Here is a 22,633-nt window from a genome sequence, read left to right as displayed (position 1 = left end):
TCCCATAGGAAGCTGATCTTCCGTTAAGGATCCTTTGATGCGTGCGTTTCTGTTTCTGTTTCTGCTGTTCCCGTTCATTGAATTGGCCCTGCTGATTCAGGTGGGCAGTGCCATCGGTGTCTTACCGACCTTGTTGCTGGTGATTGGTACCGGCATCCTCGGCGCCATTCTGCTGCGCGTTGCAGGGGTGGCCACCGCGTGGCGTGCACGCGAGAAACTGGCCAGAGGTGAGTTACCCGAGCAGGAAATGCTCGAAGGCCTGCTGATCGCCGTCGGTGGTGGTCTGCTGTTGCTGCCTGGCTTTATCAGCGACATTTTCGGCCTGCTTTGCCTAATTCCGTTCACCCGCCGCTTGCTGGTCAACAAGGTGCGTATGCGCGCCGCCGAACAAGCCATGCGTCAGCGCGCCTTTTTTGACGACCAGGCCGCACGCTCCGGGCAAGTTCGTCCCAATGTGCTGGAAGGCGAATTTGAGCGCCGCGACTGATTTTCGGCTCATAAGAAAAGCCTGTAGATCGTAAAAATTTCACCCTCAGCCCTTGAAATCCCCTTGTGCGCCCTTATGTAGCGGTCACCGCAAGGTTTTCTGTCGTCAGACAGATTCAGACTTCAGCGCTGCGCCTGGCGTAGCGCTACCGGCCTCGCCGGACTTTGCTAACCCGCCGGTGATTGCACCGGCCGAAAAATCACTATTGGGAGAGATCGACAATGAAGCTTCGTCCTCTGCATGACCGCGTCGTAATCCGTCGCAGCGAAGAAGAAAAGAAAACCGCAGGCGGCATCGTGCTGCCAGGTTCCGCTGCCGAGAAAGCCAACAGCGGTGAAATCCTCGCTGTCGGTACCGGCCGCGTGCTGGACAACGGTGAAGTGCGTGCCCTGGCCGTTAAAGTCGGCGACAAAGTGGTGTTTGGCCCTTACTCCGGCAGCAACACCATCAAAGTTGACGGCGAAGACCTGCTGGTAATGAGCGAGAGCGAAATTCTCGCTGTCGTTGAAGGTTGATTTCAGCGCTCCGTCGCTACGAATTCCGCTCTATTTGAACGAATCAAGGAATAACCATCATGGCTGCTAAAGAAGTTAAATTCGGCGATTCCGCCCGCAAGAAAATGCTCGTCGGCGTTAATGTTCTGGCTGACGCAGTAAAAGCCACCCTCGGCCCGAAAGGCCGTAACGTGATCATCGAGAAGAGCTACGGCGCTCCGACCATCACCAAGGACGGCGTTTCCGTTGCCAAAGAAATCGAGCTGAAAGATCGCTTCGAAAACATGGGCGCGCAACTGGTTAAAGACGTTGCCTCCCGTGCCAACGATGACGCGGGCGACGGCACCACCACCGCCACCGTTCTGGCTCAAGCTATCGTCAACGAAGGCCTGAAAGCCGTCGCGGCTGGCATGAACCCGATGGATCTGAAGCGCGGCATCGACAAGGCGACCATCGCCATCGTTGCTGAGCTGAAGAAGCTGTCCAAGCCATGCGCTGACACCAAAGCCATCGCTCAGGTCGGTTCGATCTCCGCCAACTCCGACACTTCCATCGGCGAAATCATTGCTGAAGCCATGGAAAAAGTCGGTAAAGAAGGCGTGATCACCGTTGAAGAAGGCTCGGGCCTGGAAAACGAACTGTCGGTTGTTGAAGGCATGCAGTTCGACCGTGGTTACCTGTCCCCGTACTTCATCAACAAGCCGGACACCATGGTGGCTGAGCTTGACGGCCCGCTGATCCTGCTGGTTGACAAGAAGGTTTCCAATATCCGTGAGCTGCTGCCAGTTCTGGAAGCTGTGGCCAAGTCCGGCCGTCCGCTGCTGATCGTAGCTGAAGACGTTGAAGGCGAAGCCCTGGCGACGCTGGTTGTGAACAACATGCGTGGCATCGTTAAAGTGGCTGCCGTTAAAGCCCCGGGCTTCGGCGACCGTCGTAAGGCCATGCTGCAGGACATCGCTGTTCTGACTGGCGGTACCGTAATCTCCGAAGAGATCGGTCTGAGCCTGGAAAGCGCAACCCTGGAGCACCTGGGTAACGCCAAGCGCGTGATCCTGAGCAAAGAAAACACCACCATCATCGACGGCGCTGGCGTTCAGACTGATATCGAATCTCGCGTACTGCAGATCCGTAAGCAGATCGAAGACACCTCGTCCGACTACGACAAAGAGAAGCTGCAAGAGCGTCTGGCCAAGTTGGCTGGCGGTGTTGCGGTGATCAAGGTCGGTGCCGGCACCGAAGTTGAAATGAAAGAGAAGAAAGCCCGCGTTGACGACGCCCTGCACGCGACCCGCGCAGCCGTTGAAGAAGGCGTGGTACCTGGCGGTGGCGTGGCTCTGGTTCGCGCTCTGCAGGCCATCAGCGAGCTGAAAGGCGACAACGCCGATCAGGACGTGGGTATCGCTCTGCTGCGTCGTGCTGTTGAAGCTCCGCTGCGTCAGATCGTTTCCAACGCCGGCGGCGAGCCGAGCGTTGTGGTCGACAAGGTTAAGCAGGGTTCGGGTAACTTCGGCTTCAACGCCGCGACCGACACCTACGGCGACATGATCGAGATGGGTATTCTCGATCCGGCCAAGGTCACCCGTTCGGCGCTGCAAGCTGCAGCTTCGATCGGCAGCCTGATGATCACCACCGAAGCGATGATCGCTGAAGTGGTAGAAGACAAGCCGGCCGCTGGCGGTATGCCAGACATGGGTGGCATGGGTGGCATGGGCGGCATGATGTAAGCCAGCCCGGCTCCCGCAGGCCATCGCCAGATGGCCTGCATGCAGTAAAGAAAACCCCGTGCCTGTCACGGGGTTTTCATTTTTCTCGGTTATAACAGTCCCTCGCGGCAAAGCGGTACGCCAATTGCTTTGTGTGATGCGCGCTCCCGGACTGGAGCCTGTCAATCTGCGCTGTGCTGCTGCTACGCATGGTCGCTCCGTGTTTTGACTTCACCTGGATGTGCTCTACCACGCCGTTTTCAATGGATGGTTGAAGATTGTGCCGGTTACGGTTTTGCCTGAGGTTGTTTTAAAACCACAGGTTCTATTGCGCACCACGCTGATGCAATTGGGCAATTAAGTGACTGTGAGGGTGTTACCGCCAGGTGCGGTGATGCGATCCCCATCCTTGGTTTGCTCAACGATTGAACCAACGGTGCGAATCTGGCTCGAAGCCTGGCCTGCTGAATGGCTGCGTGTGGATCAGGATGATCAGAATGGCATTGCCGGCAGCGTCCGGCAGTAACGACCACTTGTCGCCCGATACGGCGCGGTGGTTAACAGTGATCTAGGGTCTACAAACAGCGTTTGGCAGCGCTATCAAGAGGTTGCAGTGATGAAGCTAGAAATCGCACGAGGTTTGTTCCTGGTGACCGCGCTCAGCGTGGCCTCGCTCGCGGCGGCGGCTTGGCAGGAAGCCAGTCCCCAGGTCATCACACTCAACGAGCGCGGCTACTGCCCGTTGCCGCCTCAGGCGCGAACGGCCCAGGTGCTAAAGCCGGACCAGGACCTGCTGCTGTTTATGTTCAGCCTGTCTCAGGGCGCCCGTTCACAAGGTTGAGCCTGCTGACCTGACAATTCGATAGATAGAAAAAAGCCCTGCATTGCAGGGCTTTTTGGTTAGTGGGCTTTGGCCGTTGTCGGTGGCGCATCGGGCTGCGCCAGCAGGCTGTACACGCAGGGCAACACGAACAGGGTAAACAGCGTGCCGATCGACATGCCAGTGGCGATCACCAGGCCGATGTCGAAGCGGCTGACCGCACCGGCGCCGGTTGCCAGGATCAGCGGCACCATGCCGAAAACCATCGCCGCAGTGGTCATCAGCACCGGGCGCAGGCGAATCGCCGCCGCTTCTTCGACCGCTTCACGACGCGACAAGCCTTTTTCGCGGCGCAGCTGGTTGGCGAACTCGACAATCAGGATGCCGTGCTTGGTGATCAGACCGATTAGCGTGACCAGGCCCACCTGGGTGTAGATGTTCATACTCGACAGGCCCAGGAACAGCGGAATCAGCGCGCCACAGATCGACAGCGGCACCGTGACCATGATTACCAGTGGGTCGCGGAAACTCTCGAATTGTGCCGCCAGCACCAGGAAGATCAGCGCCAGGGCTAGGCCGAAGGTGATGTACAGCGCGTTGCCTTCCTGCACCAGCTGGCGCGACGCACCGGCGAAGTCGTAGGCATAACCGGCTGGGGCTTCCTCCAGCATGATCTGCGTTACCGTCTCGACGGCTTCACCCATGCTGACGATTGGTACGCCCTGGATGATCGCCGAGTTCAGCTGCTGGAACTGGTTGAGCTGGGTCGGCCGCGCGCGGTCGCTGACCTTGACCAGTGTCGACAGGGCCAGCATCGCACCGCTTTCGCTTTTCACGTAGTAGCTGCCGAGCCACTCCGGGTTATCGCGATACGCGCGTTCGACCTGGGCAATCACCTTGTAGCTGCGGCCGTCGATGGTGAACCGATTAATCTCACCTTCACCGAGCAGGCTGGCCAGGGTCAGGCCGAGGTCTTCCATGGACACGCCCATCTGCGCAGCTTTTTCGCGGTCGATTTCCACCACCACTTCCGGCTTGTCGAAGGCCAGGTCGACGTCGAGGAAGGCGAACTTGCCGGATTCCACCGCGCGTTGCTTGACCCGCTCGGTCACTTGCAGCAGTGACTGGTAGTCGTTGGGTGTGTTGATCACGAACTGGAACGGTAAGCCCTCACCCGTACCCGGCAAGGACGGCAGGTTGAAGCCGAAGATCTGCAGACCGGCGATCTGCGACAGGCGACCCTGCACCTCGGGCAGAATCTCCATCTGGGTGCGTTCGCGCTCGTTCCACGGCGTCATCAGAAAGCCGCCAATACCCGATTGCACACCGTTGAAGCCGTTGATCTGGAACGAGGAGTAGTACTCGGGGAACTCCTTGAAGATGGTCACGAACTCATCGGTGTACTTGTTCAGGTACTCCAGGTTGGTCGGTTGCGGCGCGCTGGCCATCATAAAGATGATGCCCTGATCTTCCTCCGGGGCCAGTTCGCTTTTGGTGAACTTGAGCAGCACCGGGATCAGGCACATGACGATCACTGCGAATACCAGGACCACCGGGCGGGTATCCAGGGTGCCGTGCAGGGCGCGCTGGTAGCGCTGCTTGAGGCTGTCGAAGATCTGGTCGAGCTTGTGCGCCAGGCCCGACGGATTCTCTTCATGGCGCAGCAGCTTGGCACACATCATCGGTGACAGGGTCAGGGCGACGATCCCGGAGATGATCACCGCGCCGGCCAGGGTCAGGGCAAACTCCTTGAACAGCGCGCCGGTAAGGCCCTCGAGGAAGCCGATAGGCGCGTATACCGCCGCCAGGGTGATGGTCATCGACACCACCGGTACGGCGATCTCCCGCGCGCCTTCGATGGCCGCATCGAACGGCGTTTTGCCTTCCTCGATATGCCGGTGGATGTTCTCCACCACGACGATGGCGTCGTCCACCACCAGACCGATGGCCAGCACCATGGCCAGCAGGGTCAGCAGGTTGATCGAGTAGCCCATCAACTGCATAAAGAACATCACGCCGATCATCGACAGCGGGATGGTGATCACCGGGATCAGCACCGAGCGGAACGCGCCGAGGAACAGGAACACCACGACGATGACGATCAGCACCGCTTCGCCGAGGGTTTTCACCACTTCGTCGATGGACGCCTGGATAAACAGCGTAGCGTCATAGGCGATGGAGACTTTCAGGTTGGGTGGCAGCTGGGCTTCCAGGTCTGGCATGACCTTGCGTACTTCCTTGATCACGTCCAGCGGGTTGGCCCCTGGCGTGCCCTTGATGGCGATATATACCGAGGGGGTGCCATCGAAGGAACTGATCGCGTCGTAGCTTTCCGCGCCCATTTCCACCCGCGCCACATCACGGATCAGCACGCGGCTGTCGCCCACGGTCTTCAGCGGGATGGCGGCAAAGGCCTCGGCCGATTTCAGGTCGGTTTCGGCGTTGATGCTGGTGACCACGTACTCGCCTTTTACTTCACCCGCAGCAGCGAGGAAGTTGTACTTGCGCACCGCCTCATTCACGTCGCTGGCGGTCACGCCGTAGGCGCCCATCTTCACCGGGTCGAGCCACAGGCGCATGGCGAACACCTGATTGCCGAGAATCTCGGCTTCGGCCATGCCGGGCAGGGTGGCCAGCTTGGGCTGGATCACTCGTGACAGGTAGTCGGTGATCTGCGGGTTGCTCAACTCCTGGCTGTAGAAGCTGATGTACATCAGCGCCGTGGAGTCGGCAGCTTCCTTGCTCAGTACCGGGTCTTCGGCGTCCTGCGGCAGCTGGTTCTTCACCTCGTTGGCCTTGGCCAGCAGTTCGGTGAACAAACGGTCGCTATTGGCGCCGATACGCGCATAGATCGAGATAACCGAGACGTTCTGCCGGCTGACCGAGGTCATGTAGTCGATGCCGTCGGCGCTGGCCAGGCTCTGCTGCAGCGGCTGGGTGATATAGCCCTGGATGGTCTCGGCATTGGCCCCGGGGTAAGCCGTGGTCACCGTGATCAGGGCGTTTTCCATCTGCGGGTACTGGCGGATGGTCAGTTTGCTGAATGCCTGGAAGCCAAGCAGGATGATCAACAGACTGACCACGGTCGCCAATACCGGGCGACGGATAAAGGGATCAGTAAAAGCCATAAATAAGTTCCTTTACGCCAGCGCGATTACTCGGCGCTCGGCTTGGCCTCGACATTGGCATTGGCGATGCTGACGTGGGCACCGTTATCCAGCTTCAGCTGGCCGGCGGATACCACCTGCTCACCGGCCTGCAGGCCTTTGAGAATCACCACCTGGCCTTCGCGGCGCTCGCCGGTTTCGACGAAGCGACGCTCGACCACCAGTTCAGCCTGGCCTTTGTCATCTTTGACCACCTGGCCGTCTTCACCTTTCTTCTCGCCGATCACGTACACCGAGTTGCCGTAGAGGGTGTAGGTGATGGCGGTTTCCGGTACGACGATCAGGTTCTGCTCACCCGGTAGCAGCACTTCCAGGTTGGCGAACATGCCGGGCAGCAGTTTGCTTTCCGGGTTGGCCAGCATGGCGCGCACCTGCACGTTGCGGGTGGTGTCCTCGACCTTGGGGTTGATCGCGGCGATTTCGCCTTCGAACACCTCATTTGGGTAAGCCGCTACGCTGAAGCGTACGCGCTCGCCGATGGCCAGTTTGGGCACCGCCTGTTCCGGCAGAAAGAAGTCGACGTATAGTTTGCTCAGGTCCTGCAGAGTGGCAATGGTGGTGCCGGAGGCCAGGTAGTCACCGACATCCACCTGGCGGATGCCGATGGTGCCGGCAAAGGGCGCAAGAATGCGTTTCTTCGCCAGTTGTGCCTGCAGCTGGGCAACGCTGGCATTGGCCTTCTGCAGGCTGGCGGAGAGGCGGTCGAACTCGCTTTTCGAGATGCTCTGGCGATTGACCAGGCTGCGACCGCGCTCGTACTCCACGCGGGCCAGGCCCAGTTCGGCCTGGGCAGTGCCCAGACTGGCCTGCTCGACATCGCTGTCCATCTGGATCAGCGGTTGCTGCAGGGTGACCTGCTCGCCGGAGCGGAACAGCACCTGCTGCACGGTGCCACCGACTTCCACAGTCAGGTCGACACCCTGGAACGCTTTCAGGGTGCCGATGGCCGGCAGGCGACCCTGCCACGGGTGTTCTTCTGCTGTCGCGGCATCAATGCTGATGGCCGGCTGCGGTGCCGAGAACATTTGCACTTGTTGGTAGATGGAAAAGCCTTTGTAGGCGGCGAGGGCGAGTACCACGACGAGTACTGCGCCGAGCATGATCAGCATGCGGCGGAGCAACATATTCCGGTTCCTTGGCAAGGCGGTTGGATAGCCTGGGAATAGGCAAGAGGGGCACATTAGACCTCGCGCACAGGCCTGTCAAAGATTCGCATTTGCAAAATATTGTTGTGCAAAAGTTGCCTGATTGATCAAGCGCTTTTTAAGCAAAATGCCAGCATATGCTGGCATTTTGTGTGTTGCGGCGGGCGGTTTTGCCTCATGCGCCGAGGCGTCGAGTTACCTCGCCCAGCTCGCCGGAGAGTGTGCTTAAGTTTTTGCTGGCGGCCTGCGTGCGCTCGACGTTTTCTTGGTTGGAGCCGGCGATGGCGGTGATTTCGGTGAGGTTGCGCGAGATGTCTTCGGCCACCGAGGTTTGCTCTTCGGCGGCGGTGGCGATCTGCCGATTCATATCGCGAATCGCTTCCACTGCATTGGTAATCAACTGCAGCGTAGCGCCGGCCTCGGTGACTTGGGTGACGCCTTCCTCGCTACGCTGCTGACCGCTCTCGATGGCGCGCACCGCATTGACCGCACCGGTTTGCACGGTGTCGATGATCTGGTGGATTTCCGCGGTGGACTGGGCGGTGCGCTGGGCCAGGGTGCGCACTTCGTCGGCCACCACGGCAAAGCCACGGCCCTGTTCGCCGGCGCGGGCGGCCTCGATGGCGGCATTGAGCGCCAGCAGGTTGGTCTGCTCGGCGATGCCACGAATCACTTCCAGCACCTTGCCGATGCGCCCGCTGTCGCTTTCCAGGCGGCGAATTACTTCCGAGGTGTTGCTGATTTCGCTGCGAATATCGGTGATGGTCTTGATGGTCGCCTGCATCACTGTTTCGCCCTGGCGTGCGGCGTTGTCGGCTGCATCAGCCGCGCCTGCCGCTTCGGCCGCGTGGCGCGCGACTTCCTGAGCGGTGGCGGACATTTCGTGCATGGCAGTGGCTACCTGATCGGTGCGGTTGAACTGATCCTGGATGCCCTGTGTCATGCGTGAGGCGATATTGTTTAGCTCTCCACTCGCGTTATCTAGGTTGTTGCTGCTCTGTTGCAGGCTATGGGTGGTGCTGGCTAGGAAGTCGCGCAGGGTGTTGGAGGCAATTGCCAGCATGCCCAGTTCGTCTGCTCGGTTGGTTTCCATGTGCTGGCCGAAGCGGCCATGGCTGAGCTCGTCGACATGACTGATCAGGTGGCGGATGGGAATGATCAGGTTGCGGTTGACCAGCCAAAGGCTAAGTAGCGCGATAAATATGGTGGCGGCCAGCATGACCACTGTGCCGACCAGAATGGTGCGCTCGCCGGAGGCATTGAGCATGGTGGCCTGATCCAGGCTTTGCTCGCGCAGTCGGGTGACCAGCATGCTCATCTGTTCGCTTGCGGCGCGGTCAATACCCTTCACTGCCGCGTCACCGGCCTTGGCGTCGCCGGAGGCTGCGACAAAAGCATCACGGCCCTTGCGGTAGTTGGCACCAAGAGTTTGATGTTCGCTGCGTAGGCGTTCGATCTGGGTTTTCAATTGCGGATCAGTGGCGGCAAGTTCTGCAAGCTGGTCAAGAGTGTCCTGTACCTTGCGTTCTTGTGCCTCGAATTGGCCCCAGTACTTGTTCAGGTTTTCACTGTCTTGGCCACGCAGCAGGACATTTTTCCATTCCTGTACCTGGATCTTGAACTCAACGTTGGCTGAATCGATCAGGCGCGATGCTTCTACCGGGCCGTCGAGTAGGCCGCGGTAGGATTGCATACCGTTGGAAAGAAAGCTGAAGCAGGCCAGTGCCGTGATCAAGATCAGCGCCAGACTACCGCCGAGCAGGGCGAGAATTTGCGCGCGCAAGGATTTTTGCAGAAACATGGGTGAGACCCCTGGGTGTGGAAGGCGGGATGCCAGTGACGCTGAGCGCGCCCTAACTGCGAAGATCCCTATCGACTGGTATCAGCTGGGCCGGATTGCCTGAAGGCAGCGGCTAGTTGGAGTATAGATCGGCTCTGCGGCATGATTCTTTAGCATGCCGCAGGCGTGTTACAGATTCAGCGTCGCGGGTCTAGGCCAGGCGTAGGTGGTTGTCCCACAGGCCGGCAGGCAGTTGCAGTGGCTGGCTGCTGATTTGGGTGCTGCGGCAGTCATATAGCCGGCAACGACCGACGCCGCTGCTGACCACAAAGCCGTCGGTTACCGCGCCAACGCCGGCGCAGTCGGCCAGAGGCGCATCCAGGCGTAGCTCGGCGCTGTCCAGATCCCAGATAAACACCCGGTTGCCGCGTGGCGCAGTCAACGCCAGCAGGCGCAGCTCGCTGTGGATCGCCACGCTGGCGGTGTATTGATTCATCAGCTGGCGCTGCGCATCGGCCACTGGGAAGTGCTGGAAGGACTGGCCAGGGCGTTTGATCGCCAACAGCGGCACCACATCGCTGAGCTCGCCCATATATTGCTGCCCGGTCACCAGGGTGCCGTCACTGGCCACGGCCATATGGCGCACGCTGTTCATCCGTTCGGGCAGCTGTTCCTTGCTGACCAGGCTGCCGTCGCGGCGCAGCAGCACCAGGCTGGACTCCATGGCGTTGAGGTTCATTTCCACCCGGCTGTCCGCCTCGGTGCGGATACCGCCGTTGGCCACTGCCAGGGTTTCACCGTCGGGCATCCAGAGCAGCTGGTGCGGGCCGATGCCGTGAGTCGACAGTTCGCTGCTGCGTAGCAACTGTTCACCTTGCAGGCGATAGACCCCGAGTACGCCGCGACCGGGATCGGAGGTGTCATTCTCGGTGGCGTACAGCCATTCGCCGTCCTTGTGGAATACCGCATGGCCGTAGAAGTGGCGCTGCTTGGGCGAATTCAGGGTTTGCAGCAGGCGGCCGTCGCGGGTGTCGATCAGGTAGCTCTGAGTGCTCGGACGACGGCCGACAAACAACGCCATGGGCAAGAACGGGTGGCCGATCACATCGTGGCAGCGCTCGTTCACCTGAGTGGCAAATACCTGGCTGCCATCCAGTCGATAACACACGGCATAGTGCTTGCCGGCGCTGTCGTTGCGCGCCGATAGTAATAACGGCTGTGCGCCGCTGTGCATCAGCGTCCAGCCACCGTAAGTGCCGGCGGCCGCTGCGGTAGCGGCAACAGCAGCGATGCTCAGGCCTAGAAAGGCGCGGCGATTGATCTGCATGCTTCAGTCACCGTCATGGGCGTTAAAGCCCAGCTGGATGCCCAGGGTCTTGGCCAGCTCGCCTTCATGCAGGCGATGCAGCACATTCAGGCTGTCATACAGGGCGTTGACCTCGGTGCGCCCGGCTTCGTCGCTAAGCAGCTCGCCGAGCGGGCGCTGGGCTGCGGCCAGGCGCTGGCGGGTGTCGTTGTAGGCGGCGTTGATGCGTTGTTTCAGTGCGTCTTGATCACTGCCGAGCAGCGCCTGAATGCCGTCCTGCTCGGCACCCAGCCAGATGCGTTCGGCGCTGGCCAGGCTGGCGGCGAGGTTGGCCAGGCTGGCTTTGCTGCGCCAGGCTTCGGCCTGATAGGGCTGCGGCTGGCCTTTGCTCTGGCGGCCGAGTGGCGTGCCGAGTTTCTTCTTCAGCCCGTCGATGGCGCTGACCTGGGTGCGCAGCAGTTCGGCCACCGCTTCCGGGGCTTCGGCGTAGCGCGCGTTGGGGAAATCCTTGAGCAGCGCGGCCATACCGTCTTTGGCTTGCCACTGGCTCAGCACATCGGCGGCGAGCACTTGCTGGTGCTGACCAATGGCAACGATCAGCGGGCAGTAGCGGGCTTTCTGCTCGGCGACGTTCAGGTCGATGGCCGGGTCGAACAGCAGGTATTCATAGGCCGTCAGGCCTTGCACCACGACGCTGGATTTATCCAGATCAGCCGGGGTCAGCTCGGGTTTGCTGTTGACCAGCGCTTCAACCTGACGCGCTACCAGATTTTTCTTGTCTGGCCAGAACTGCACCTGCCAGGCGCGGTTGCCTTCTGCCAGCGGGCCGAAGGCCACCGGTTGCACGGCGGCCCAGGCACTTTGCGCGCTGGCAAAGGCCTGGCGGGCGTCGGCGAGGTTCTGTTGGCCGGCGCAGAAGGCTTGACCGCTGGTGGCCAGCTGGCGGTCTGCTTCGCTCCAGGCGCTGTAGATCGGCAGCAATACGCCATCGGTGAGTGTGCGGCTGACCTGCTGCTGCGGGTCGCTGGGGCTGCAGGCGGTGAGTGTGAGGCTGAGCAGGGCGAGCGTGAGGGGTGAGCGGATCATGGGCGGCTCCTTACAACGAATTCAGAAAAGCCAACAGCGCGGCGCGCTCATCAGCATTGAAAGTCATGACTTGCTGCTTGGCCGCCTCGGCTTCGCCGCCGTGCCAGAGGATGGCCTCCAGCAGGTTGCGGGCGCGGCCGTCATGCAGGAACTGGGTGTGGCCGTTGACGGTTTCGGTCAGGCCGATACCCCAGAGTGGCGGGGTGCGCCATTCGCGGCCGCTGGCGAGAAACTCCGGGCGGTTATCTGCCAAGCCTTCGCCCATGTCATGCAACAACAAGTCGCTGTAGGGGCGGATCAGCTGATTGGCCAGTTCGGGCTCGGCGGCATCGGCAGCGGTGGTGAATTGCGGGGTATGGCAGCCCTGGCAACCTGCCTGATAGAACAGATTTTTGCCGGCGAGCACCTGCGGCGTATCGGCACCGCGCCTTGCGGGTACGCCAAGGTTGCGGGTGTAGAACAGCACGCTGGCGAGAATGTTGTCGCTGACCTCCGGCTCGCCGCCATGGGGCGCGCTGCGGCAGTCCGTCTGCGCTGCTGTGCAGTTGTCATGGGCGATCAGCGTGCTGGTCAGGCCCATGTCGTTGGCAAAGGCATCGGCGTTCTGCTGATTGAGGGTTGGTTGTCCGGCTTTCCAGCCGAAACGACCGAGCATTGTGCGTTGTTGCGCACGGTCCCAGACCTGGTTGGCGCGCCCGGAAATGCCATCGCCATTGCTGTCTTCGGGGTCGGCATTGGCCAGGATGGCCGCTTCGGGAATGGCTTCGAGCAGGCCGAGACCGATCATCGGCGGGGCGATGCGTGCCGAAAACAGCGTCTCGGGATGCAGATCGCCATACCCGAGCTGGCTGATTTCCAGGTTGGGCTTGCGCAGCTCGACCTGTTCGCCATCGGCAAAGCTGACCTGCTGCGTGCTGTAGCTGACGCGCACCTTGCCCTCTGGGACCACGCCGGGGTTGGCCATGTCCTGCAGCTGGCCGCCGTAGGTGGGTTCGGCGAGCACGCCGAGGCGCTGGATAATCTCGGCATGTTCGCTGCCGGCAGGAATCGACAGGCGTACCAGCATCGACACCGAGCTGATCGCATCAGGCGCCGGCGGATGGCCGCGGCCATCCTTGATATGGCAGTTCTGGCAGGCGTTGGTGTTGAACAGCGGGCCAAGGCCATCGCGCGCGGTGGTGGTGGCCGGTGCGGTGACCCAGGGATTGCGGAAGAAACTGTTGCCGACGCTGAAATCTAGACGGCGCGAAGGCGACAGGTTGGCGGAGGGCAGGGAGAAGGCATTCTGATCCGCCTTGCGCACGGTGGCGCTTCCGGCGGACAGGGCTTCACCGGGCTCGGCTTGGGTGAACTGGGGCGTTTTATCGCAGGCAACCAGGCTCAGGCTCAAGACCAACAGCAGCGCAATGCGATGCGGGGCAAACATGAAAGGACATCCGCAACAGAAAACAGGCGGCCGATCTTAACAGCCTGACCCGTTTTAAATAAGACGGATTTGCATTATCGCTGGTGGTCAAAGGTCGCAGGGTGCCATAAAAGGCTGTATCCGAGCTGACTGTTGTCGGCGGTTTAGGCCCTGTAGGGACGTGCCTGACCGGGATCGGGGCCAGCCAACGCTCCACTGTGGGAGGCGCTTCAGCGGCGAGCTTTCGGCGGTGGTTGTCGCGGCTGAAGCCCCTCCCACATCAGTCTCGCCATAAAAATGGCTGGCATAAAAAAGCCGCGACTCGGGTAAGAAGTCGCGGCTTTTCATCACTACAAGCTGGGACTTTGTGAGTCGCAGCAAGTCCTACGCAGCTTAGAAGCTATGGTCAGCGGTATCCGGATTCAGATCACTGATACCCAGCTTGCCAGCGGCCTGCTCGATTGCGCCAGTCTGCTTGACCAGCGCGGCGATGGCATCACGAACGATCTGCTGGCCTTCGGCGTTGTCGGCAGCGATCAGCTGATCGAAGTGCTTGCCGTTGTTGGCGCTGTCGACCAGGGCCTGCAGCTTGCCTTCGGTGGCTTCGAGGTCGGCTTTAAGGGCGCTGTCAGCGGCAGCGTCAACCTTGGCCACCAGCGACGACAGGCTCGGGCCGGTCAGAGTAGTGCCGTCGACCTTCTTGTATTCGCCCAGGTAGACGTTGCGAATACCTTTGCCGTTATAGAAGTGCGAGTTGTGGGTGTTGTCGCTGAAGCAGTCGTGCTCGTCTTCGGTGGAGTTGGCTTCCAGCGCGACCTTCATGCGCTCGCCGGCCAGCTCGCCGAGGGACAGGCTGCCCATGCCGAACAGCATCTTGCGCAGGCCGTTTTCAGCCGTGTCGGCTTCCAGCGTGGCGCGGTAGTTGTCGGTTTTGCCGGCTTGCCACTGCACAACCATGGCGTCGAGGTCGCTGACCAGCAGGTCGGCGGCGGCTTTGATAAAGGCGCGGCGGCGCTCGTTGTTGCCGCCAGTTGCGCCTTCACCCACGACGAAATCGCTGGCGGGACGCTCGCCTGCACCTGGGCCGCTACCGTTCAGGTCTTGGCCCCAGAGCAGGAATTCGATGGCGTGGTAGCCGGTGGCGACGTTGGCTTCGGAGCCGCCCAGCTCATTCAGGCTGGCCAGCAGTTCTGGGGTAATGGTGGTGACGTCGAGCTTGTCTTCACCGACCTGCAGTTCGGTGTTGGCGATGATGTTGGCGCTGGCACCTGGGTTGCCCAGTGCGTGCTGGTAGTCCTTGGCGACGTAGTCGATCAGGCCTTCGTCCAGCGGCCATGCGTTCAGTTGGCCTTCCCAGTCGTCGACCACGGCGTTGCCGAAGCGGAACACTTCGGTCTGCATATAGGGTACACGGGCGGCCAGCCAGGCTTCGCGGGCGGCTTTCAGGGTGTCGTCATTCGGGTTGGCGAGCAGGGCATCGATGGCGCCTTGCAGGGTTTTGCCGGTGCTGGCGGCGTCGCTGAATACGGCCAGGGCCAGGTCGGCGTAGTGGCTGACCACCGCTTTGCTGGCGGCTTCATCGACTTGGCTGGTGGCAGCAGCCGGGGCGCTGGCACTGCTGGCAGCAGGTGCGGCAGCTTGGGTGGCTGGCGCTTTGTCTTCACCGCAACCGGCGAGTGAGATGGCGATGGCGAGCAGGCTGGCAGAGGCCAGGGGCATACGGAGCATGGCGGAATCCTTTGCTGGTGAGAGTAAGCACCCACGCAAGCGGGTACAAAAACCGAAACATAATGCGAAAGATTTTCATTTTGCGCAAAGGGTCAATGCAGCTTTTTCGCTGCGAGCTGTGGGCAAAGTCTGCGATCGGGCAATTCGATAGGGCTAAAATGCCAGCACAGCTGCCTCTCAATCGCCTCTCAGGAGTCCCGCATGAGCCTTACCAATGTTGTCGTCATTGTGCTGTTGGTCCTGCTCGCGGCGTATGCCGTGATGCTCTACAACGCACTCGTGCGTTTGAAGCACGGCGTGAGCAAGGCCTGGTCGAATATCGATGTGCTGCTCAAGCAGCGCCATGATGAACTGCCCAAGCTGGTGGAGACCTGCAAGCAGTACATGCAGCATGAGCGCACCACTCTGGAAGCGGTGATTACGGCGCGTCAGGCGGTTTCCACTGCACAAGCCAGCGGCGACATGAATGCTCTGGGCAAGGCCGAGACGGGCCTACGCGCCGGACTCGGCCAGCTGTTTGCCTTGGCCGAGAACTACCCGGAACTCAAGGCCAACGAAAGCTTTCAGCATCTGCAGCAGCGAATCAGTGGCCTGGAAAACGGTATTGCCGACCGCCGCGAGCTGTACAACGAGGCGGTTAACCTGAACAACGTGAGCATCGAGCAGTTCCCCGACGTGTTGATTGCCCGCATGTTTGCCTTCAAGGAAGCCGTGCTGCTGGAATTCAGCGAGTCGGAAAAAGCGGATGTTGACCTTAAATCGTTGTTTGGCTAGGTCATGGATATTCAAGGACAGATTTTCGGGCTGACCTGTAGTGTGGCGGCCTGTGCAGGCGGTGCCTGGTGGTTTGTGCGGCGCTTCTCTCAGGCCCGGCATCTGCTCGATACGCCCACCTCAAAGATTCGCTCGGCGGCGCAGGGCTATGCCGAGTTCTACGGTGTGTTGCACCCGCAGGGCGAGGAACAGCAGCGTGGGCCGCTGACCAATACGCCGTGCCTGTGGTGGCGTTACAAGATCGAGGAAGAGCAGCGCTCTAGCGACGACAAGGGCAGTAGCTGGCGCACAGTAGAGAGCGGTAGCAGCGAGGCGTTGCTGCAACTCGATGACAGCACTGGCAGCTGCTTGATCGACCCGCGCGGGGCGCAAGTGCGACCGCTGACGCGCGAGGTGTGGAGGGGGCGTGAGCGTCATCCGCTGGGCCAGGCGAAAACCGGTTGGAGTGGGTTTTTCAGCGGCAGTGGGCAATATCGCTACACCGAAGAACGCCTGCATGCGGGGCAGCCGCTGTATGCCATCGGGGATTTTTGCAGCAGCGGTGGTGGTCGTCAGGGGCTGGATCTGGCCTCGGCCAAGGGTGCCGTGATTCGCGAGTGGAAAAGTGACTTCAGCGGCTTGCTGCAACGCTTCGACAGCGATAGCAATGGTCAGCTGGATGAGCAGGAGTGGAATCGTGTGCAGTTGGCCGCGACTCTTGAGGCTGAGGATCGCCATCGTCAGCAGAGCACGCAACCGGCGCAGCACCACCTGGCCAAGCCGAGTGAGGCGCGGCCATTTATCTTGTCCTGCGCGGGCGAGGATGAGCTGGTGCGGAGTTTCTACTGGCAGGCGGCCGGTGCAGTTGTGCTATGCGTGTTGGGCGCAGTGGCGACCGCCTGGCTGCTGGGGGTTAACCGCTTCTAGCGTCGAACACGCAAGAAAAAGCCCGCCAATTGGCGGGCTTTTTTGTCGCTGGTTTAGAGCGTGGCCGGGTTGGCGGTGCTGTTCAGTCGTCGCGCCTGCTTCAGGTAGGCAGTCAGCTCACGCGCCGGCAGTGGCTTGCTGTACAGGTAACCCTGACCCTCGTTGCAGCCCTGAGCGATGATGTAGGCCTCCTGCTCGACGGTTTCCACGCCCTCGGCGATCACCTGCATGCCCAGGCTCTTACCCAGCTGGATGATGGCGCGCACTATGGTGGCATCGTCTTCATCTTCCAGCAGGTCCTGGACGAAGCTCTTGTCGATCTTGATCTTGTCCAGCGGCAGGCTCTTCAGGTAGCTCAGCGAGGAGTAACCGGTACCGAAATCATCGATGGCAATCAGCGCGCCAGAGCGGCGCAGGCTGAGCAGGTGTTGGGCTGCGGTGTTGATGTCTTCCATCAGGCCGGTTTCGGTAACTTCCAGCTCCAGGCTGCGCAGCGGCAGACGGTAAACCTGCATCAGGTTGTTGACCACGCGAGGCAGCTCGGCATGGTGCAGCTGTACGGTGGAGAGGTTGACCGCCATGCGAAGCTCGGTGAAACCCTGATCATGCCATTCACGCAGCTGACGACAGGTCTGGTCGAGAATCCATTCGCCAATCGGGATGATGGTGCCGTTTTGTTCTGCTAGCGGGATAAACAGATCCGGCGGCACGAAGCCGTGTTGTGGGTGCTGCCAGCGCAGTAGCGCTTCGACGCCGACCACGCTGTGGTCGCGATAATCCACCTGTGGTTGATAGACCAGGTGCAGCTGGTTCAGCGCCAGGGCGTCACGCAGGTCTTTTTCCAGTTCGCGGCGGCGGCGCATTTCGCTGTCGACGCTGGCGATATAGAACTGGTAGCGGTTGCGTGACCGGCTCTTGGCCAGTGTCATGGTCTGTTCGGCTTTCTGCAGCAGCTTCTCGGTGCTGTCGCCGTCTTCCGGGAACAGGGTGATGCCGATGGTTGCACGCAGGCGCACTTGTTGCTGGTCGAGCATAAAGGGGTTGTCGAGGTCGTCGAGCACGCTCTGCGCCAGTTCGGCGGCCTCGTAAGGCTGTTCGATATCGGCCTGCACCAGGGCGAACTGGTCGCCGCCCAGGCGGGCCAGGGCACCGAGGCGACCGCTGTGGCTGCGCAGGCGGTCGGACAGGGCCAGCAGCAACTGGTCGCCAGTCTGGTAGCTGAACTGTTCGTTGATCCCTTTGAAGTCATCCAGACCTACGCAGAGCACGGCCACCCGACGATTGAGGCGGCCGGCGTCTTCGATAATCTGATCGAGCTGCTGCTGCAGCTGCTGACGGTTCGGCAGGCCGGTAAGGAAGTCGTACTGAGCCATGCGCAGCAGGCTGTTTTCCGCTTCGCGGCGCAGGTTGGTATTGCGTTCGATGGAGGAGAGCAGCTGGTTGGCGGTGTTGATCCACAGGCCCAGTTCGTTCTTCTCGTTGCCCTTGAGCATGGGTAGTTTGTGCTCACTGGGACGGTCCGGGTTGATATTGGTCAGGTGCTCGATGATCTTCGACAGCGGCTTGGTCAGCAGCCAGTGGTAGACCAGGTACAACACCAAACCCATGGCCAGGGCGCGCAGTACACCGGAGATAAAGATGATCACCGAATTGGTGACAAAGCTTTCGCCGTAGGGGGCGGTGTCGAGGGTGATGCTGAGGTCGCCGTAGTACTCGCTGTAGGGGCCGCGGCCGACTAGTTGGGTGGTGAAGTTCTGTTCTTTGCCAAGGATTGGGTCGGTTAGCCAGCGGGTGGGGATATCGACCTGCTCTCGGGCTTTCTCTGCCAGCATCGGTTCGTTGGGGTGGCCGATGGCGGCCATGCGCACCGATTCGTGCTGGAACAGGCCTTCGATCACCTGCATGCCCATTTCCCGATCCAGGCTGTAAACCGCTTGCGTGGAAGGGTCGCGGAACATGCCGAGAATACGGTGCGCGTCGTTGGCGACTGCCTGACGTGTTTTGTAAACGTCGAAAACAATCTGCGCAAGACTCAAGACCACGCCGACGATCAGCGCTGATAGCAGCACTACGCGGAGCAACTTGAGTGACAAGCTGTTTTTGAGTTCCAGCTTCAAATGACGGTTCCTTGTTCGAGGCCTTCGGCGTCAGACGCTAGTGAGTATTGGCAAAGTCGCGCTTGCAGTCAAAGGGCCATTACCAAAGTTTGTCTAACAAATTATCTGAGCGGTGATGGCGCGACAGTCGGCAGCTGTGGTGGCCGCTTGCACTGTGTCGGTGCGCGGTGATTGCGGCTTGAGCGCCGTTGGGCGGTTTTTTATGGCCTGCCATCCCAGGATGGCCACCTTTTGGGCCGTTGCTAGGCAAGGTTAAAAATGGCGCCCAGCTATTTTTTTGTTTGGCATGAGAGTTGCGAAGCCCCTGGTATTCACCGTCATGGGGGACGCTGCGATGAAAACTCGACTGTTAGGGATAGCTGCATTTGCGGTTTCACCTCTTGCCCAGGCGGCCAGTGACGAGGCGATCAATACCGCCTGGCTGGTGCTGGCTAGCGTGCTGGTGTTCTTTATGCAGGCCGGCTTTGCCTTGCTGGAAAGCGGCATGTCACGAGCGAAGAACGCGGTCAATGTGATGATGAAAAATTACATGGACGGCTGCGTCGGTGGCATCACCTTCTGGCTGCTGGGCTTCGGTCTGATGTTCGGCAGCAATATCACCGGCTGGTTTGGCATGAGCCATTTCGCGCCACATACCGGCGAGCCCTGGGATTTCACCTTTCTGCTGTTTCAGATGATGTTCGCGGCCACGGCGGCGACCATCGCCAGTGGGGCGATGGCCGAGCGTACGCGTTACTCGGCCTACCTGATCGGTGCGGTGGTAATCAGCGGGTTTATCTACCCGGTGTTCGGCAGTTGGGTGTGGAGCGGCATCTATGGCGGCCAGGGTTGGTTGGCGGCCTTGGGCTTTATCGACTTCGCCGGTTCGACTGTGGTGCACAGCATCGGCGCCTGGTGTGCGCTGGCCGGTATTCTGGTGCTGGGGCCGCGCCTGGGACGTTTTGCGGCGGACGGTACGCCGCGCAGCATTCCCGGGCACAACCTCAGCCTGGTGGCGCTGGGTGGTTTTATCCTCTGGGTCGGCTGGTTCGGTTTCAACGCCGGCAGCAGCCTGGAGATGAATGTCAGCCTCGGCCTGATTGCCCTGAATACCCATTTGGCGGCATCGGCTGGGGCGCTGGGCGCATTTCTGGCGCAGCGCAGCACCTCCAGCCCGGTGCTGTTGACCACCACGGTGAACGGCTCGCTCGGTGGCCTGGTGGGCATCACCGCCGGTTGCGCGAGCATGTCGCCGCTATTTGCTCTGCTGACCGGGCTGGTGGCCGGTTTTGTGGTGGTGTTTGGCATGCGTCTGTTGGAGCGCTGGCAGCTTGATGATGTGGTCGGTGCCGTGCCGGTGCATGGTTTTGCCGGCGTCTGGGGCACTGTGGCGGCCGGGCTGTTCTTCAGTGGTGACCTGTTCAACTGGTCGCGGGTCGGCGTGCAGCTACTCGGCGCCGGTGTGGCCTTTGTTTGGGCCTTCCCGCTGGCGCTGATGCTCTACCTGTTGCTGGCGAAAACTCTCGGCCTGCGCACCTCCACTCAGCATGAGCAGCGGGGTCTGGATTATGCCGAGCATGCGGAGGTGGGTTATCCCGAGTTCAACCTGGCCGTGACCTTCGACAGCAACGACCTGCCGAGGAGGGTGTGAGATGAGCCTGGCCACTCGCCGACGGGCGATCTACACCGGCCTGGCCGGACACTTTGCCGAGGACGAACTACTGGCCGTGCTGGCGCTGTGGGAAAGCAAATATGCCGATAAACCGCCGTTCGCCCTCAATGAGTTTCTCGGTGAAGTGGCTGCAACCACTGAACGCAAGCTGGAGCGCGCCAAACTCTACCGCGAACTGGTAGGCGCGCTGACCGGGCCACTATCGGCCTTGCTGCCTGACCCGGAGCCGCTGCTGCACAGCTGGCGGCAGCGGATGGGGGTGGCGGTACCGCTGCGCAGTGGCCCGGATAGCCAGGCGCGGCATACCTTCGAGGCGTTGAGCCGGGTGTTGTTCAATGAGCTGGAGGCGGAGCTGGTGCCGCGTTTAAGGCGCTTTGCTGCAGGCAATCTGGGTGGTTTAGGCGTGGCTAACGAGCAGCGCTTGCTGGTGCGCGCCTGGCTGGAGCAGGGCGCGGCGCTGGAGGCCGCTGGCTTGGTCCTTGAGCAGTTACGGCAATTGCTCAACCTGCTGTATATCGGCCTGTGCGAGTACCTGGGGCCGGTTATTGCCGATCAACGCCTGACTCAGGCTGTGCAGCAAGTAGAGGCGCTGCACCTGGCCTTTGCACCGCGCAAGCTGCTGTAAAAAGCTTATCCACATAACAAGAAACCCGGCACTGGGCCGGGTTTCTTGTGGGTGACGCAGGTACTTAGGCGGCGTAGTTTTTCGCTACGAAGTCCCAGTTCACCAGGTTCCAGAACGCCTCAACATACTTCGGACGCAGGTTGCGGTAGTCGATGTAGTAGGCGTGTTCCCAGACGTCGCAGGTCAGCAGCGGGGTGTCGCCGCTGGTCAGCGGGCAGCCGGCGCCGATGGTGCTGGCCAGAGCCAGGGAGCCGTCAGCCTTTTTCACCAGCCAGCCCCAGCCGGAACCGAAGGTGCCGATGGACACTTTGCTGAACTCTTCCTTGAACTTGTCGAAGGAGCCGAAGGCTGCGTTGATTGCGTCAGCCAGGGCACCAGTCGGCTGGCCACCGGCGTTAGGCGCCAGGCAGTTCCAGTAGAAGGTGTGGTTCCAGACCTGAGCGGCGTTGTTGAAGATGCCGCCCGAAGAGGTCTTGACGATCTCTTCCAAGGTCTTGCCTTCGAACTCGGTGCCTGGGACCAGGTTGTTCAGGTTCACGACATAGGTGTTGTGGTGCTTGTCGTGGTGGAATTCCAAGGTTTCCTTGGAAATGTGCGGCTGCAGGGCGTCATGTGCGTAGGGCAGCGGCGGCAATTCGAAAGCCATTGTCTATCTCCTAATCAGGTCAGGTGCGGTGTGCGCGAGGCCGATCACGGGCGGCCATCTCAGCGGCGTGAGTTATCTCTTTGCGCCGCAAGCCCTTGATCATAGCACCGGCACTGCGCCTTAAACACGCGACAACTGTGTGGAAAACCACCTCGGCATGTTGCATCAGGGCCGTTTTAGAGCATGCCGGGGTTGCTCAATAGCTGCCAGGCAATGCTGAACATCATCAAGGCCACGCCCAGGTCAATAAAGCGCCAGGTGCTTGGGCGCGCCAACCAGGGTGCAAGCCAGGCCGCGCCGAGGGCCAGACAGAAGAACCACATTAAAGAAGCGCTTGCTGCGCCCAGGGCATAGGCGCCAGGCACCGGTTGTTGTGCGCCGAGTGAGCCGATCAGCAGCACCGTGTCGAGGTACACATGCGGGTTGAGCAAGGTCACCGCCAGGGCCGCCAGCAGCACTGCCTTGCGTGAGCGCGGGCCGCTGTCGGCGCTGTAGCCCATGGCCTGTGGGCGGCTGGCACGAACCAGCGCCTGGGCGCCATACCAGAGCAGAAAGGCCGCGCCTCCCCAGCGCGCCACACCCAGCAGAATCGGGTTTTGCGCCAGCACGGCGGCCAGACCGAAGACCCCTGCGGCCACCAACAGGGCATCGCAGACCACACAGAGCAGCGCCACCGGCAGGTGATGCTCGCGGCGCAGGCTTTGTGCGAGGACGAAGGCGTTCTGTGCGCCGAGGGCGATGATCAGCCCGGCGGCGATCAGTAATCCGTTGCTGTAGCTTTGCCACATCTCGG

The 22,633-nt window shown here is 60.8% G+C and carries 18 protein-coding genes; 8 read left to right on the top strand and 10 right to left on the bottom strand.

From position 1 onward, the window contains the following. Positions 1-37: 37 nt before the first annotated feature. From RHP75_RS16860 to RHP75_RS16845, 4 genes are all read left to right on the top strand, one after another. The gene (locus tag RHP75_RS16860) at positions 38-487 is read left to right on the top strand and encodes an FxsA family protein (protein WP_311089210.1); all 450 of its coding nucleotides are present in this window, start codon (positions 38-40) and stop codon (positions 485-487) included. A gap of 221 nt (positions 488-708) precedes the next feature. Next, positions 709-1,002 (top strand): co-chaperone GroES, encoded by a 294-nt coding sequence (locus RHP75_RS16855; protein WP_090249058.1) that lies wholly within the window; start codon positions 709-711, stop codon positions 1,000-1,002. A 59-nt stretch (positions 1,003-1,061) separates the two neighbouring features. Further along, positions 1,062-2,705, top strand: coding sequence for a chaperonin GroEL (gene groL / locus RHP75_RS16850; RefSeq protein WP_090249056.1), 1,644 nt, complete (start codon positions 1,062-1,064; stop codon positions 2,703-2,705). 595 nt (positions 2,706-3,300) lie between these two features. After that, entirely contained in the window at positions 3,301-3,525 is a 225-nt protein-coding gene (locus tag RHP75_RS16845) for a hypothetical protein (RefSeq protein ID WP_170048405.1), read from the top strand. A gap of 59 nt (positions 3,526-3,584) precedes the next feature. Here RHP75_RS16845 and RHP75_RS16840 read toward each other — a convergent pair whose 3' ends face one another. The 7 genes from RHP75_RS16840 to RHP75_RS16810 form a co-directional block, all read right to left on the bottom strand. Next, on the bottom strand, positions 3,585-6,632 hold the full coding sequence (locus tag RHP75_RS16840) for a multidrug efflux RND transporter permease subunit (protein WP_311089208.1): 3,048 nt from the start codon (positions 6,630-6,632) through the stop codon (positions 3,585-3,587). 26 nt (positions 6,633-6,658) lie between these two features. Beyond that, positions 6,659-7,795, bottom strand: coding sequence for an efflux RND transporter periplasmic adaptor subunit (locus RHP75_RS16835; protein ID WP_311089207.1), 1,137 nt, complete (start codon positions 7,793-7,795; stop codon positions 6,659-6,661). A gap of 196 nt (positions 7,796-7,991) precedes the next feature. Further along, complete coding sequence (locus tag RHP75_RS16830) at positions 7,992-9,617, bottom strand: methyl-accepting chemotaxis protein (RefSeq protein ID WP_311089206.1); 1,626 nt, start codon at positions 9,615-9,617, stop codon at positions 7,992-7,994. A gap of 190 nt (positions 9,618-9,807) precedes the next feature. Then, positions 9,808-10,917: a DUF1513 domain-containing protein gene (locus RHP75_RS16825; protein ID WP_311091972.1), complete on the bottom strand. Its 1,110-nt coding sequence runs from the start codon at positions 10,915-10,917 to the stop codon at positions 9,808-9,810. A gap of 9 nt (positions 10,918-10,926) precedes the next feature. Continuing rightward, entirely contained in the window at positions 10,927-11,988 is a 1,062-nt protein-coding gene (locus tag RHP75_RS16820; RefSeq protein ID WP_311089205.1) for an imelysin family protein, read from the bottom strand. A 10-nt stretch (positions 11,989-11,998) separates the two neighbouring features. After that, a complete protein-coding gene (locus RHP75_RS16815; protein WP_311089204.1) occupies positions 11,999-13,414 on the bottom strand; it encodes a di-heme oxidoredictase family protein in 1,416 nt (471 codons plus the stop codon). 372 nt (positions 13,415-13,786) lie between these two features. Further along, positions 13,787-15,121 (bottom strand): imelysin family protein, encoded by a 1,335-nt coding sequence (locus tag RHP75_RS16810; protein WP_311089203.1) that lies wholly within the window; start codon positions 15,119-15,121, stop codon positions 13,787-13,789. Between the two features lie 201 nt (positions 15,122-15,322). Between RHP75_RS16810 and RHP75_RS16805 the strand changes: the two genes are divergently transcribed. Together RHP75_RS16805 and RHP75_RS16800 are read left to right on the top strand one after the other, a co-directional pair. After that, positions 15,323-15,895 carry a LemA family protein gene (locus RHP75_RS16805; protein ID WP_311089202.1) on the top strand — a complete coding sequence of 191 codons (573 nt, stop codon included), beginning with the start codon at positions 15,323-15,325 and terminating at the stop codon, positions 15,893-15,895. A gap of 3 nt (positions 15,896-15,898) precedes the next feature. After that, positions 15,899-16,801 carry a GIDE domain-containing protein gene (locus tag RHP75_RS16800; protein ID WP_311089201.1) on the top strand — a complete coding sequence of 301 codons (903 nt, stop codon included), beginning with the start codon at positions 15,899-15,901 and terminating at the stop codon, positions 16,799-16,801. 53 nt (positions 16,802-16,854) lie between these two features. On the opposite strand, the gene RHP75_RS16795 is transcribed toward RHP75_RS16800, so the two are convergent. Next, the gene (locus RHP75_RS16795; RefSeq protein WP_311089200.1) at positions 16,855-18,918 is read right to left on the bottom strand and encodes an EAL domain-containing protein; all 2,064 of its coding nucleotides are present in this window, start codon (positions 18,916-18,918) and stop codon (positions 16,855-16,857) included. Between the two features lie 334 nt (positions 18,919-19,252). Between RHP75_RS16795 and RHP75_RS16790 the strand changes: the two genes are divergently transcribed. Further along, positions 19,253-20,548, top strand: coding sequence for an ammonium transporter (locus RHP75_RS16790; RefSeq protein WP_311089199.1), 1,296 nt, complete (start codon positions 19,253-19,255; stop codon positions 20,546-20,548). 1 nt (position 20,549) lies between these two features. Next, positions 20,550-21,194: a hypothetical protein gene (locus tag RHP75_RS16785; RefSeq protein ID WP_311089198.1), complete on the top strand. Its 645-nt coding sequence runs from the start codon at positions 20,550-20,552 to the stop codon at positions 21,192-21,194. A gap of 64 nt (positions 21,195-21,258) precedes the next feature. Here the strand turns inward: RHP75_RS16785 and RHP75_RS16780 are convergent, their stop codons facing one another. Then, complete coding sequence (locus RHP75_RS16780) at positions 21,259-21,840, bottom strand: superoxide dismutase (RefSeq protein WP_090249029.1); 582 nt, start codon at positions 21,838-21,840, stop codon at positions 21,259-21,261. A 176-nt stretch (positions 21,841-22,016) separates the two neighbouring features. Then, positions 22,017-22,628 carry a LysE/ArgO family amino acid transporter gene (locus RHP75_RS16775; RefSeq protein ID WP_311089197.1) on the bottom strand — a complete coding sequence of 204 codons (612 nt, stop codon included), beginning with the start codon at positions 22,626-22,628 and terminating at the stop codon, positions 22,017-22,019. Positions 22,629-22,633: the final 5 nt, after the last annotated feature.

It is taken from the genome of Pseudomonas sp. SG20056 (assembly GCF_031764535.1).
In the GTDB taxonomy this organism is placed as follows: Bacteria; Pseudomonadota; Gammaproteobacteria; order Pseudomonadales; family Pseudomonadaceae; genus Aquipseudomonas.
This window is presented reverse-complemented; position numbering and strand designations above follow the sequence as displayed.